The organism is Acrocarpospora macrocephala (genome assembly GCF_009687865.1).
GTDB classification, from domain to species: domain Bacteria; phylum Actinomycetota; class Actinomycetes; order Streptosporangiales; family Streptosporangiaceae; genus Acrocarpospora; species Acrocarpospora macrocephala.
Genome location: NZ_BLAE01000063.1, coordinates 53,783 through 66,667 on the forward strand (window position 1 = coordinate 53,783; position 12,885 = coordinate 66,667).

12 protein-coding genes are annotated in these 12,885 nt (G+C 68.8%); 8 read left to right on the forward strand and 4 right to left on the reverse strand.

Annotated elements, in window-relative coordinates:
* Positions 1-61: 61 nt before the first annotated feature.
* The 4 genes from Amac_RS41160 to Amac_RS41175 all read left to right on the forward strand — a co-directional run bounded on the left by Amac_RS41160 (position 62) and on the right by Amac_RS41175 (position 3,700).
* Positions 62-604 (forward strand): hypothetical protein, encoded by a 543-nt coding sequence (locus tag Amac_RS41160; RefSeq protein WP_155359856.1) that lies wholly within the window; start codon positions 62-64, stop codon positions 602-604.
* 1,023 nt (positions 605-1,627) lie between these two features.
* Positions 1,628-2,152, forward strand: coding sequence for a L,D-transpeptidase (locus Amac_RS57545; protein ID WP_281356399.1), 525 nt, complete (start codon positions 1,628-1,630; stop codon positions 2,150-2,152).
* Between the two features lie 72 nt (positions 2,153-2,224).
* On the forward strand, positions 2,225-3,370 hold the full coding sequence (locus tag Amac_RS41170; protein WP_155359858.1) for an acetyl-CoA C-acetyltransferase: 1,146 nt from the start codon (positions 2,225-2,227) through the stop codon (positions 3,368-3,370).
* A 177-nt stretch (positions 3,371-3,547) separates the two neighbouring features.
* Positions 3,548-3,700, forward strand: coding sequence for a hypothetical protein (locus Amac_RS41175; RefSeq protein ID WP_155359859.1), 153 nt, complete (start codon positions 3,548-3,550; stop codon positions 3,698-3,700).
* Positions 3,701-3,849: 149 nt separating this feature from the next.
* Here Amac_RS41175 and Amac_RS41180 read toward each other — a convergent pair whose 3' ends face one another.
* The 4 genes from Amac_RS41180 to Amac_RS41195 all read right to left on the reverse strand — a co-directional run bounded on the left by Amac_RS41180 (position 3,850) and on the right by Amac_RS41195 (position 7,323).
* Complete coding sequence (locus tag Amac_RS41180) at positions 3,850-5,232, reverse strand: sensor histidine kinase (protein WP_155359860.1); 1,383 nt, start codon at positions 5,230-5,232, stop codon at positions 3,850-3,852.
* Positions 5,233-5,919, reverse strand: coding sequence for a response regulator transcription factor (locus Amac_RS41185; protein ID WP_155359861.1), 687 nt, complete (start codon positions 5,917-5,919; stop codon positions 5,233-5,235).
* Between the two features lie 53 nt (positions 5,920-5,972).
* Positions 5,973-6,488, reverse strand: coding sequence for a hypothetical protein (locus Amac_RS41190; RefSeq protein ID WP_155359862.1), 516 nt, complete (start codon positions 6,486-6,488; stop codon positions 5,973-5,975).
* Positions 6,489-6,591: 103 nt separating this feature from the next.
* Positions 6,592-7,323: a class I SAM-dependent methyltransferase gene (locus Amac_RS41195; protein ID WP_155359863.1), complete on the reverse strand. Its 732-nt coding sequence runs from the start codon at positions 7,321-7,323 to the stop codon at positions 6,592-6,594.
* Between the two features lie 104 nt (positions 7,324-7,427).
* Between Amac_RS41195 and Amac_RS41200 the strand changes: the two genes are divergently transcribed.
* Genes Amac_RS41200 through Amac_RS41215 form a run of 4 tightly spaced genes read left to right on the forward strand, consistent with a single transcriptional unit; the run spans position 7,428 to position 12,841 of the window.
* Positions 7,428-9,410, forward strand: coding sequence for an ATP-binding protein (locus Amac_RS41200; protein ID WP_155359864.1), 1,983 nt, complete (start codon positions 7,428-7,430; stop codon positions 9,408-9,410).
* 18 nt (positions 9,411-9,428) lie between these two features.
* Positions 9,429-11,435 (forward strand): ATP-binding protein, encoded by a 2,007-nt coding sequence (locus tag Amac_RS41205; RefSeq protein WP_155359865.1) that lies wholly within the window; start codon positions 9,429-9,431, stop codon positions 11,433-11,435.
* Positions 11,436-11,466: 31 nt separating this feature from the next.
* Entirely contained in the window at positions 11,467-12,009 is a 543-nt protein-coding gene (locus Amac_RS41210; RefSeq protein ID WP_155359866.1) for an RNA polymerase sigma factor, read from the forward strand.
* Positions 11,996-12,841 carry a hypothetical protein gene (locus Amac_RS41215; protein ID WP_155359867.1) on the forward strand — a complete coding sequence of 282 codons (846 nt, stop codon included), beginning with the start codon at positions 11,996-11,998 and terminating at the stop codon, positions 12,839-12,841. Before Amac_RS41210 ends, Amac_RS41215 begins: the two co-directional genes overlap by 14 nt.
* The last annotated feature ends 44 nt before the right edge of the window (positions 12,842-12,885 follow it).

Consider the following 12,885-nt stretch of genomic DNA (forward strand, 5'->3'; position numbering starts at 1 on the left):
AAGACCTCGGCTATCGCCTTCAACCAGCAACCGCGAACCGGCCGCAGTGGTGGTGACGGTGGTGGATCACGCCGTGGTGGTGGTGACGGTGGTGGAAGTGGCCGTGGCCGTGGTGGTGGTGACGGTGGTGGCCCCAGTGACGGTGCTCACCGTGGTGGTGGGCCCAGTGCCGGTGCTGCCCGAACTCGTGGTGGAACAGGCGGTGGTGCCCGAACAGGCGGTGGTGGCCGCGGTGCTCGTTGAAGAAGCGGTGCTCGCGGTGGTCGTTGACGCGCTGCTCGACGAACTGGCGCTGGTCGTTGTCCTGACGCTGACGGTTGTCGATGTCGATGTCGATGTCGTCCCGGTTCTTGTTCCGGTTCTCGACCTCGTTGTCGTTGTCGTTGTCATTGTCGTTGTCGTTGTCCGGGTCGTAGGGCAGGAGGTTGGCCTCCTCCTCGACCGGCTGAACCGGCTGCGGCTGAACCGGCTGGACCTTCACGACCTTGGTGCCGATAGCGACAGCCGCAGCCTGCGCGCTGGGGGCCATGGCGAACATGGCCGCCATCGCCGGGACGACGGCGAAGCCGGTCGCCACTGCGAGCTTGAGTTGGCTCTTCATTAGACGATCCCTTCTTATTATGAAGAAACGATGCGAGATTGTCGATCTCGTATCTAAGTGATCTTCTTACTCGAATCGCTTGCTAATTGTCGATCTCCCCGATTCTCGAAAGAACCAGACACACTAATGCGTAAAGGACGCTTGATTTTCGCACAAGCCGTTTCTTTGCCATTTAGTACGGCGTGGCGCGATTGGTTGGCCGGGGCAGGATGGTAGGGGCCGGGCTGGATACTGGAACGCTCGTGTCGCTTCCCCTAATTTCGGGTCTTCGCGTGCCATAGTTCGTTCGTTGGTTTCTTTCGGAGGTGTCCGATGCGAGTACCTTTTCTGCTCTCAATAGCCACAGGCGGCGCGCTCTGCGTCGCGGTTCCTGCTGTCGTCGAGGCGATGGGCGCGACCGCCTACGCCGAGACCGCTTACGCCAGGACTGTCCACGCGCAGCACGTCGACAGGACTGCTTCGCACGCGAGCCCGCCAGGTGAGGTCAAGCGCCCTCATGACCGGAATTCCCGGCACGCCAAGCGACCCCAAGAGCGGCGACAACGTGAGGCCAGGCGATCGCAGCAACAGCGATCACGTGAGGTCAGGCGGTCGCATGCCGGGCGGTCGCATGCGGGCAGGCGGTTCTATGAAGGGCGAGCGCAGGAGATCAGGCGATCGCATGTGAGGCGGTCTCATGAAGAGCCACCGCGTGAGATCAGCCGGTCTCACGATGAGCGGCAGCGTGAGATCAGCCGCTCTCAAGTAGTGCGACAGCATCAGCTCAGCCGGTCTCACGACGATCGCTCGCGTGAATTCAGCCGGTCTTACGACGATCGCCCGCGTGAAATCAGCCGCTCTTACGACGATCGCCCGCAGGCGATAATGCCGAGGCAGCTTTCGCCCGGACTAAAGCGACAATTGCCGCGCACCACGACATGGGCGACATTGCGGAGAGTTCCGCTGGATCGGGACACCTTCGACCGCACAGAAGGCCGCACAATCCATCCGAATAAGCAAAAAGTCGTATATAACCGCCCAGGCGGCATGCCCGTCGCGGTCCTGCCCACCCATTTGCTGGGAAATCCGACATGGGTGCCCGTGGTGGATTCTTACGGCGATTGGGTACGCGTACTGCTCCCCAGCCGCCCTAATCGTTCGACCGGCTGGGTCCACACCGGTTCAGGCGTGGATTGGGGCCAAACCAACTACAAAATCTACGTTTCCCTGCGGCTACACCGAATGTCGATCCACAAAGGCGGACGCCGGATCGGCACCTGGCCCGTCGCCACCGGTGCGCCGAACACGCCCACCCCCGTCGGGCGGACCTTCGTCATGGCCTCGGTCGACACCGGCCACGGCTACGGCGTGCCGGTCCTTCCCTTGGGCACGCATTCGCCCACCATGAGTCACTTCGGCGGCGGCCCCGCCACGATCGGCCTGCACGGCTGGCCCCATGGCAGCGGCGTGTTCGGCCACAGCGTCAGCAATGGCTGCGTCCGGGTGCCCCAGTCCGCGCTCCCCGTGATGCGCCGGGTCCCGCTCGGCACCGTGGTCACGATCACCAGGTGACCCGTCGACGGAATAACGTTCTGGGTTACGCTGTTACCCGAACAATGCTCGGTTTCTTTGTTGGAGGGCACTGTGGCAGAGGCGTACATCGTGGGAGCGGTGCGATCCCCGGTCGGTAAGAAGAAGGGCGGCCTGTCCACAGTCCACCCCACCGACCTGGCCGCGCACACGCTCAGCGCGCTCATCGAGCGCACCGGCGTCGACCCGGCGGCCGTCGAGGACGTCATCATGGGCTGCGTCATGCAGTTCGGACCGCAATCGATGGACATCGCCCGCAACGCGTGGCTGAGCGCCGGCCTCCCGGAGACCGTGGCGGGCGTCACCATCGACCGCCAGTGCGGCTCCTCCCAGCAGGCGATCCACTTCGCCGCGCAGGGCGTGCTGTCCGGCACCCAGGACCTGGTCGTCGCCTCCGGCGTCGAATCCATGTCCATCGTCCCGATGGGATCGAGCATCACCGCCGCCCTGGAGAAGGGCATGCCCTTCCCGTTCGGCGAAAAGTGGGTCGAAAGGTACGACAAGCAGGAGATCTCGCAGTTCCGCGGCGCGGAGTTGATGGCCGAGAAGTGGAACCTGTCCAGGGAGGACCTGGAGCGTTACGCGTACGAGAGCCACCAGCGGGCGGCGAAGGCGGTCGCCAACGGGTACTTCCGGGAGCAGATCGCGCCGCTCAACGGGGTCGAGGACGACGAAGGGCCGCGGCCTGACACGACCCTGGAGAAGATGGCCGAACTGCGGACGTTGCGGGAGGACGGTCGCATCACCGCCGCCACCTCGTCCCAGATCTCCGACGGCGCGGGCGCGCTCCTGATCGCCTCAGAGCAGGCCGTACGCGATCACGGCCTGACACCCAGGGCGCGGATCGTGACGCTGGCCCTGATCGGAGACGATCCTGTCTACATGCTCACCGCGCCGATCCCGGCCACGCACAAGGCCCTGAAGAAGGCCGGTCTGAGCATTTCCGACATCGACGTCATCGAGATCAACGAGGCGTTCGCGTCGGTTCCGCTCGCCTGGCTTCAGGAGCTGGACGCCGATCCGGCCCGTACGAACCCGAACGGCGGCGCGATCGCGCTCGGCCACCCGCTCGGCGGCACCGGCGCGATCCTGATGACCAAGCTCCTGCACGAGCTGGAGCGCACCGGCGGTCGCTACGGGCTTCAGACGATGTGCGAGGGCGGCGGCCAGGCCAACGTCACCATCATCGAACGCCTGTAACCCACCGCTCTGATCAACCGCTTGGAACCCGCTCAACGCGAAGGGGCATCCCGCTCAAGGGGTGCCCCTTTCGCCGTAAGAGGCACTCATTCATCACCAAGCCGACACCAGGTCCGGACCAAGGGCGATCTTGCAAGCTAACTCCTGTCAGCAGAACGACCTGAACAGGAGCCTGAAATGCGCACTCTGAAGCGCGCCACCGCCGCCCTCGCCACCACCGCCGTGGCCATCACCACCTTCGCCGTCCTCACCGGCCCGGCCCAGGCCCGCCCCAACGAGTGGTACCCCTGCAAGATCGACGGCCGGTGGTACTGGTGCATGGACCTCTAATCCCCGGCTCCTCGCCGTTATCCGGCGCCGATCACGTTCGAGACACTTCTCGCCGTACCGGCGCCAAAGGGGGGACCGATTAGCAGCCAATGAGAAGACCGTCCCGGGGCATCCGGGGCGGTTCTCCATGGTCGATCGCCGGAGGGCGCCTACTCCGAGCCCACCAGTTCGCCCACGTGCAAGGCCGGGAGTTCGATGTGGACGATCGTGCCGGAGCCGAGGGCTGAGGTGATCCAGCAGCGGCCGCCGTGAGCGTCGGTGATGGCCTTGACGATGGACAGGCCCAGGCCGGCGCCGTCGGAGAGGCGTTCTTCGCCTCGGTGGAAGCGGTCGAAGGCGCGGGCGGCCTGTTCGGGGGACATGCCGGGGCCGTCGTCGGCGATTTCGAGGAGGAACTTGGTGCCGGTGCGGGAGATCCGGACGAAGGCGGGCGTACCTGGGGGAGTGTGAGCGCGGACGTTGGCGAGGAGGTTGACGACGACCTGGCGGATGCGGGCCTCGTCGACGACGGCCACGAGCGTGCGGGGCGCGTCGACGATGATGGGGGAGTCGGGGTCCAGCGCGGTGGCATCCGCAGCAGCTTCTCGCGCTATTTCCGACAAGTCGGTTTCGGAGAGGGTGAGGGCGGCGCTGCGGTCCAGGCGGGCCAGTTCCAGCATCTCGGAGACGAGCTTGCCCATCCGGGTGGCTTCGTCCTCGATGCGGCCCATCACCTTCGGGAGTTCCTCTTCGGGGATGGCCCCGGCACGGTGGAGCTCCGCGTAGCCGCGGATGGCCGCGAGCGGGGTCCTGAGCTCGTGGGAGGCATCCGCGGCGAAACGGCGGACCCGATCCTCGGAGGCCCACCGGTCCCGGAACGAAGCGCTGATCCGGTCCAGCATGAGGTTGATGGCACTGCCCAGCTTGCCCACCTCGGAGGTGCCTTCCGGCATCCGGGCGGACAGATCACCACCCCGCGCGATGCCCACGGCCATCCGCGCCATCCGCCCCAGCGGCGCCAGCCCGGTCACGATGAGCAACCGCCCGACCAGGGCGAGTAACACGATCAGCAACCCACCGGTGACGAGTTCCGCGAGCAAGATCTCACGAACCGGATCGTTGACCCCGTCCAGCGGGACCGCGACGATCACCAGCCGGGCCCCGATCCGAGTCCGCGCCGCCGCGGCCATCAGATCACCGCCGAGCTCGAAAGTACGCCCCGCCGAAGCGTGCGCGGTGAGCCGCTCCTGCCCGAGCTGCTCCACCAGGCCCGGCACCGACCCCGCCTGCGGCGCGTCCCCGCTGACCAGCCGGGTCCGCTGGTTGTTGAGGTTGAAGGTGACCACCGCGAAGGTGGACCCGGTCAGCGCCTGCGTGAGCGTGTCGGTGGCCTCCACCCGGCGGGAGGCGGTGGCGGTGGCCGCCAGCAGCTGCCCCTCCAGCCGGTTGTACAGGTGCCCCCGCAACACGACCGCGCTGACCACCGACAGCACCACCAGCAGCAGGGCGCTGATGGCGAGCAGTCCGGCCAGGAGTCGGGTGCGCAGCGACATTTACGGCCGCAGGGCGTACCCCACACCCCGCTGGGTGTGGATCAGCGGCGGCCCGAGCGGGTCGAGCTTACGGCGCAGGTAGGAGATGTAGGTCTCCAGCACCTGGGAGGACCCCCCATACCCCCAGACCTGATCGAGCAGCTGCCGTTTGGTCAGCACCAACCCCGGATGTTCCATCATGAACGCCAGCAACCGGAACTCGGTCGGGGACAGATCCACCCGGACGCCACCCCGCCGCACCTCCCAGCGCGCCTCGTCCAGCTCCAGGTCGGCCACCCGGAGCACGTCCCCGCTGGGCCGCTCCTCCGCGTCCGGCACGCTCGTACGGCGCAGCACCGCCCGGATCCTGGCGACCAGCGCCTCCACCGAGAAGGGTTTCGTCACGTAGTCATCGGCGCCCATAGTCAGCCCGCGCACGGTGTCCGACACGGCGTCCCGCGCGGTCAGGAAGATCACCGGAGTCTGCACGCCTTCGAACCGGATCCGGCGGCACACCTCGAACCCATCGATATCGGGCAGCATCACGTCGAGCACGACGAGATCCGGCCGCCGGGCCGCGAACTCGCGCAGCGCGTCGCGCCCGGTGGCCACCGCGGTCACGCTGAAGCCGTGAAACCGCAGCGCGACATCGACGATGTCGCGGATGTTCGGTTCGTCCTCGACGACGAGGATTCTGGTTTCACTCATGACGGGATAAGTATGGGGCCTCCGTACTAGCCGGAAGCCCCGTATGTCCGTATTTAGCTCACCACAGCCTTGTTCTTCGGCACGAACACCGCGGTGGCCGTCGGGTTCGGGGTCCCGGGGACGCCGATGGTGAACACCCAGTCGCCCACCATGAGCTTGGTGAAGTCGGCCTTCGCGCCGGCCCGGCGGAACCGGGTGTCGGTGGCCGTGTTCCAGGTCCAGGTCACCCCGTCACGGCTCTTCACGGTGAGCGTGCCGGCGCCCTTCGCGGTGATCGCGCCCCGCTGCCAGGTGTAGGTGACGAAGGTGTTCTTCTTCTCCCGTACGGTCGCGGAACCGTGGATGCCGACCACCCACCGGTTGAACTTGCCGCGCAGGCGCGGCCCGCGCAGCGTCGAGTCCGCCGTCACCAGCGAGTCGGCGATCGTGTACGCCCCCGCCGGGATGTACGCGGCACCGGTGATGGCCGCGGGCGCGGCCGGGGCGGCGGGGTCCGCGGCAGCGGTGGCCGAGATCAGGAACACCGTGGCGACGGTGGCGGCGGCGCCGAGCGCGAGCTTCGTTCTCATGCAACTCAGCAAAGCGCCGCAGACTGGGCCGACGACCGGAGAAAGGTGGGAAATCCGTGGGAACCCGTCCCATAGACAGCCGCGGCTGTCCAGATCCTTCTGATTAGAACGGAACCCGGGCCACGCAGAACACCGTCTGCCCGAACGGCGGCCGGACGAACCGCTCGATGAAGCGCGTGGCCGGCACCACCGTACGGTCATAGATCTTGACCAGCCGGGGATTCGGATACCCGACCCCGCCCCGCCGCACGGCCAGCCACCAGGCGATGCCGCCGAGGAAGTTGATCGGCTTCAGCACGTCCACGTCCAGCCCCGCCGCGGCGATGGTCCGCCCTAGCGTCGCCGGCGTATACCGCGTGACATGCCCAACCTTCTTATCGAAGTCCCCATAAAGCTGCATATATCCGGGCACCCAAATAATGATCTTGCCCCCGGGCTGGGTGACCTCCGCCAGCGAGCGCAGCGCCGCCACGTCCTCCTCGATGTGCTCCAGGACGTTCATCAGCACCACGGTGTCGACCTTGTTCTCCAGCGGAATCGCGGTCGGCAGCCCGAACTGCAGCACCTCGATGTCATCCCGCTCGACGAACCGCTTCTCCAGCTGCTCCACGCAGTACGGATCGAAGTCGCTCACCACCAGCCGATCCAGCCGGGGCAGGAACTGCTCGGCGAAGTGCCCCAGCCCGGACCCGATCTCCAGCATCGACCGCCCGACATGCGGCGCGACCATGTCGAACTCATATTGCCGGTAATTCCGGGCTTCGTCCCCGCCCAGGTGGTTCTCCAGGGCCTCGTCTCCAGCCGCCGGCTGAACTACTCGGTCATACCCAGACATGAAATCCTCGTTCGTGGCAGGGGGCGGTGCGGAAAGTCTAGTGCCCCGAGCCGTACGGATGATTCAGAACCCGCGGTCCCGGCATCGAGGGTTACGATTCGTGAATGCCCGCCGAACTGGCCAGCTTCGTCGGCCGCAGGTCGGAAATCGCCGTGATCACGCGACTGCTGGACCTGTCTCGCCTGGTCACGCTGACCGGAGTCGGCGGAATCGGGAAGTCCCGGCTGGCTCTGGCGGTGGCCGAGACCGTGCGGGCGAGTTTCCCCGACGGCGTCACCCTGGTGGATCTCGCCAAGGTCCGTGACCCCGACCTGCTCAGCCACACGGTGGCGGGCGCGCTCGCCGACCAGACGACCCGGCTGCAGGAGGAGTCGCTCGCCGCCTACCTGGCCGACCGCCGCCAGCTGCTGATCTTCGACGGCGCCGACTCGCTGGTGGACGGCTGCGCCCAGCTGGCCGAGACCCTGCTCAAGGCCGCCCCCGACCTGCGGATCATGGTCACCAGCCGGCAGGCGCTGGACGTGGCGGGGGAGTACCTGTTCGTGGTCGGCCCGATGGCCAAACCCGAGGCGATCGCCCTGCTCAACGAGCGCGCCCAGCGCTCCCTGGTCGAGGACGGCGGGCTGTGCGAGCGGCTCGACGGCATCCCGCTCGCCATCGAACTGGCCGCCGTCTGCCTCGCCGACCAGTCGGTGGCGGAGATCATCCGCGGCCTCGACGACCGCTTCCACCTGCTGGACGGCCTGCGGGCCGTGATCGGCTGGAGCCACGAGCTGTGCTCCCCGGGCGAGCGCCTGCTCTGGGCCCGGCTCGCGGTCTTCGCCGGCCGCTTCGACCTGTCCGCCGCCGAGGAGGTCTGCGCCGACCGCGTCATCCCGTCGCACGAGGTGCTGGACCTGATCAGCGGCTTGGTGGAACGCTCGATTCTGGTCCGCGAGGAGGGTTCCCGCTACCGCATGCTGGCCACCGTCCGGGAGTACGGCGAGGAGTGGCTGCACCGCCTCGGCGAGGAGGAGACCTTCCGGCTCCGCCGCCGCCACAAGAACTACTACCTGCGGCTGGCCCGCCAGGGCGAGACCGAGTGGTTCGGCCCCGGCCAGGAGGAGGTCTTCGCCAGGACCCGCGCCGAGCACGGCAACCTGCGCAGCGCGCTGGAGTTCTGCCTGAGCGTCCCCGGCGAGGTCCGCGACGGTCTCGACCTGGCCGCCAGCCTCTGGTTCTTCTGGGTCGGCTGCGGCTACCTCGGCGAGGGCCGCCACTGGCTGGAGCAGGGACTGGCGCTCGACTCCGCGCCGACCCCCGAGCGGGCCAAGGCGCTGTGGGCGGGCGGCTACGTGGCCCTGCTGCTCGGCGACATCGACCACGCCGTCGCCCTGCTGGAGGAGTGCCGCGAGGGCGGCGACAACCGGGCCGACAACAGGACCAGGGCCAGGGCCGTGCACCGGCTCGGCTGCGCCGCCCTGTTCACCGACGACCACGCCGCCGCCGTCCCGCTCCTGGAGGACGCCCTGGACCAGTACGCCTGGCTCGGCATCGTGGACAGCCAGGTCCTGCTGGGCAAGGTCGAGCTGGCCATGTCCCTGGCCTTCGCTGGCCGGTTCGACGACAGCGCCAAGCTCTGCCAGGAGGTCACGGCCGAATGCGAAGCCCACGGCGAGAGCTGGGTGCTGTCGTACGCGCACTACGTCCAGGCGTACGCGCACTGGGCGAACGGCGAGCTGGCCGCCGCGGACCGGCTGGCCCGCGAGTCGCTGCGGCTCAGCCGGGCCTTCAACGACCCGGTCGGCACCGTGCTGGACGTGCAGTTGCTGGCCCTGGTGCTGGGCGACGCGGAGGAGCACGAGCGGGCGGCGCTGCTGCGGGGCGCGGCCGCCAGGCTGTGGCGTTCGGTCGGCCCGCCGCTGTTCGGCTCGCGGCATTTCCACGCCTCACACGCCGCCGGTGAGACGCGGGCCAGAAGTGCCCTGGGGGACGCCGGGTACGAGGCCGCGCTGGCCAGAGGCCGCCAGGCCGGTCTGGACTATGCGTTAGAAATATCTTCCCAAGGAGTGGTTTTCTCCACAGGTGTGGTCCATTACCGGCCCTGAGCGTGATTTGCTGCGGGCGTGAATCTGCCCGCCGAGACGAGCACCTTTGTCGGCCGCGACACCGAATTAGCTGAGGTCAGCCGATTAATGGGCGATTCACGACTGGTCACGCTCACCGGCCCTGGCGGGGTCGGCAAGACCAGGCTCGCCATCCGCGCCGCCGCCACCGGAGCGGAGCACGTTTACTTCGCCGAACTCGCCGCCGAGCAGAACGGCGACCTGCTCGCGCACGCGGTCGCCGCCGCGCTCGGCCTGCGCGAGCAGTCGGTGCGCCCGCAGGCGGAGGTGGTGGCGGAACACCTGGCCGACAAGCGCCTGCTGCTCGTCCTGGACACCTGCGAGCACCTCATCGACGCCACCCGGGACCTGGTCACCCACATCCTGGCCAGCGCCCCCGGCGTGCGCGTGCTGGCGACCAGCCGCCAGCCGCTCAGCCTGCCGTCCGAATGCGTCTACCGGGTCGAACCGCTCACCGACGCCGACGCCCAGCGCCTGTTCTGCGACCGCGCCGTCGCCGTCCTTCCCCAGTTCACCCCCACCGACGCGGTGGTACGGCTCTGCACCCGCCTCGAAGGCATCCCGCTCGCGCTCGAACTGGCCGCCCGGCGGCTGCGCGCGCTCTCCCCCGAGGAGATGGCCGACCGGCTGGATGATCGGTTCGCGCTGCTGGGCGGCGGGGGCCGTACCGGACGGCATGACGGGCTGCGGTCGGCGGTGGGCTGGAGCCACGAGCTGTGCACGCCCGACGAGCGGCTGCTCTGGGCCCGGCTGTCGGTCTTCGCCGGGTCCTTCGACGTGGAGGCGGCCGGGCAGGTGTGCGCCGACGAGCGGCTCGGCAACGTGCCGGGGGTGCTGGCCCGGCTGGCCGACAAGTCCATCGTGCGGGCCGACGACGACCGCTACCGCATGCTCGACACCATCCGCGAGTACGGCCGGGACTGGCTGCGCGAGCTCGGTGAGGAGGAACTCCAGCTCCGGCGGCACCGGGACTACTACCTGACCTTGGCCCGGGAGGCCGACGCCGACTGGTTCGGCCCCAACCAGTTCACCTGGGCGCTGTGGGTCCGCTGCGAGCTGCCCAACCTGCGGCTGGCCCTGGACCACAGCATCGCCAGCGCGGTCGGCCTGGAGCTGGTCGGCGCGCTCTGGTTCGTCTGGTTCTGTCTCGGCGAGATCCGGGAGGGGCGTTACTACCTGGACCGGGCGCTGGAACGCAACGGCAAGCCGGGACCGGCCAGGACGAAGGCGCTGTGGGCGGCGGCCTGGGTGTCGTTCGCCCAAGGCGATCTGGATCTGGTGGCGCACCGCACCGCCGAGGCCTGCGAGGCTGCCCTGGAGCAGCAGGACTGGGTCGGCGCCGGCTACGCCCACCTCGGTCTGGGCGCGCTGACCATCGTCAAGGGGGATCCAGAACGCGGCGGCGTGACGGTGGAGCAGGCGATCGGCTACTTCGAGCGGGCGGGCGGGCGTCATGTCGGCAAGCTGGTGGCCGCGACCGTGCTCGGCCTGTGCCTGCTGATGCGCGACGAGCACGAGCGGGCCGCCGTCCTGATGGCCGAGCAGCGGGCCGAGTGTGAGAGCGCCGGGGAGGTCTGGGCCAGGTCCGGCGGCGATTACATCAGGTCCCGGGTGGAGCTGGGCCGGGGCGACCCGGTGGCGGCCGACCGGCTGGCGCGTGCCGGGCTGCGGGCGGTGTGGCGGTTCGGCGACCTGGTGAGCAGCGCGGTCGCGGTCGATCAGCTGGCGATGACGGCCTGCGCTGTGGGTGACCATCCGCGCGCGGCCCGGCTGCTCGGCGCGGGCCAGCGTATCTGGGACAGCTTCGGCCTGAGCCAGTTCGGCTCGCCCGATTTCGGCGGTCCCCGCCTGGAGACCGAACGCCAGGCCAGGGTCGCGCTGGGGGACGCGGAGTTCGAGCGCGAATACCGTTCCGGCGAGCAGTCGCCGGAACGCGCGGTCGGATTCGCGCTGGGCGGGCTTCCCAATTCGCGAGTTGTACGGTGGAATCTTCCCGCTCCCGAATGATCCCGTCCCCCTGGAAGATGATCCCCCGCACATGCAGGACGACGAGGCGATAGCCCGCGCGTTGTCCGGCGATCTGGGCGCCTACGAGGTGCTGGTCGCCCGGTACAGCGCGGTCGCGCATCGGACCGCGCACCTGCTCGGCGCGGGCCACGAGGCCGAGGACGTGGTCCAGGAGGCGTTCGTCAAGGCGTACCGTCATTTGTCGGGATTTCGGCGGGATTCGGCGTTCAAGCCGTGGCTGCTGCGGATCGTCGCCAACGAGACGCACAACCTGACGCGCTCGCGGGGGCGGCGGGCCGAGCTCGCCGTTCGCCTCGGTCAGGAGCCCGAGGGTGGGTCCGCGGAAGGGGATCCGGAAGAGGTCGTCGTCGCGGCGGACCGGTCGTCGCGGTTGCTCGCCGCCGTGCGAGGGTTACCTGATCGGGAACGTGAAGCGGTGGTTTGCCGGTATTTCCTGCAGTTGTCGGAAGCCGAGACCGCCGAGGTGCTGGGTTGCCCCGTGGGTTCGGTGAAGTCCCGGACCTTCCGTGGCCTGCGGCGACTTCGAGAGGAGGTGGGCCGTGAACTCCTCTAACGATTCTGATGACATTTCGGGATTCGCTGAGCTGGAGGCTGAACTGCGCGCGCTGAGCGACGCGCTGGCAGTCCCCGAGCCGAGCCCACCCGCCGACGTCGCCCGCGCCGTCCGCGCGACCCTGGAACGCGAGGCTTCCGAGGCGACCGCGCCGAATCGGGGAGTTCTTCGGCGGTTCCGTTTGCGAGGTTCCGGAAAGTCCGCGCCGAATGGCGGAATGCGAGCTTCCGACCCGGCTGTGTCGGGACGCCGGCGATTCCGCTTGCGGCAGAAGATCGCGGCGGTCGTCGCCACGTTCCTCGTGGTGCTGATCGCGGCCACCCCGCAGGGCCGCGCCGCCGTCGTCTCCATCCTCCGCTTCGCGGGAGTCGAGATCCGCGTCGGCGAACCGGCCCCGCTCCCGTCCGGCGCGCCCTCCCCGCTGCCCGGCGAACGCCGCGTCACCCTGGCCGAAGCCCGCACCCAGGTACGGTTCCCCCTGCTCGTCCCCACCGTCCTCGGCGACCCAGCCGACGTCAGGATCGCCGACGGCGGCCGGGTGGTGTCGATGTTCTGGCCCGGCATCCGCCTCGACCAGTACGACGGCCGCCTCCAGAGCACCTGGCGCAAAGAGCTGGGCCCGCCCTGGCCGGAGGAGGTGACCGTGGACGGCGTCATCGGCGTCTGGATCCAGCAACCGCACGGCCTCCAGTACACCCCGGCCACGGGCCCGCCCCAAGAGCTCCGGCTGGCCGGACCGACCCTGATCTGGCAGCACGGCCCGGTCGGCATGCGCCTCGAAGGCCCCACCACCATCGTCGAAGCCCGCCAACTCGCCAACTCAGTACGCTAGCCCGCCACCCGCCAGACCTCGGGCGTGGTTCTCCCACCCGCCCA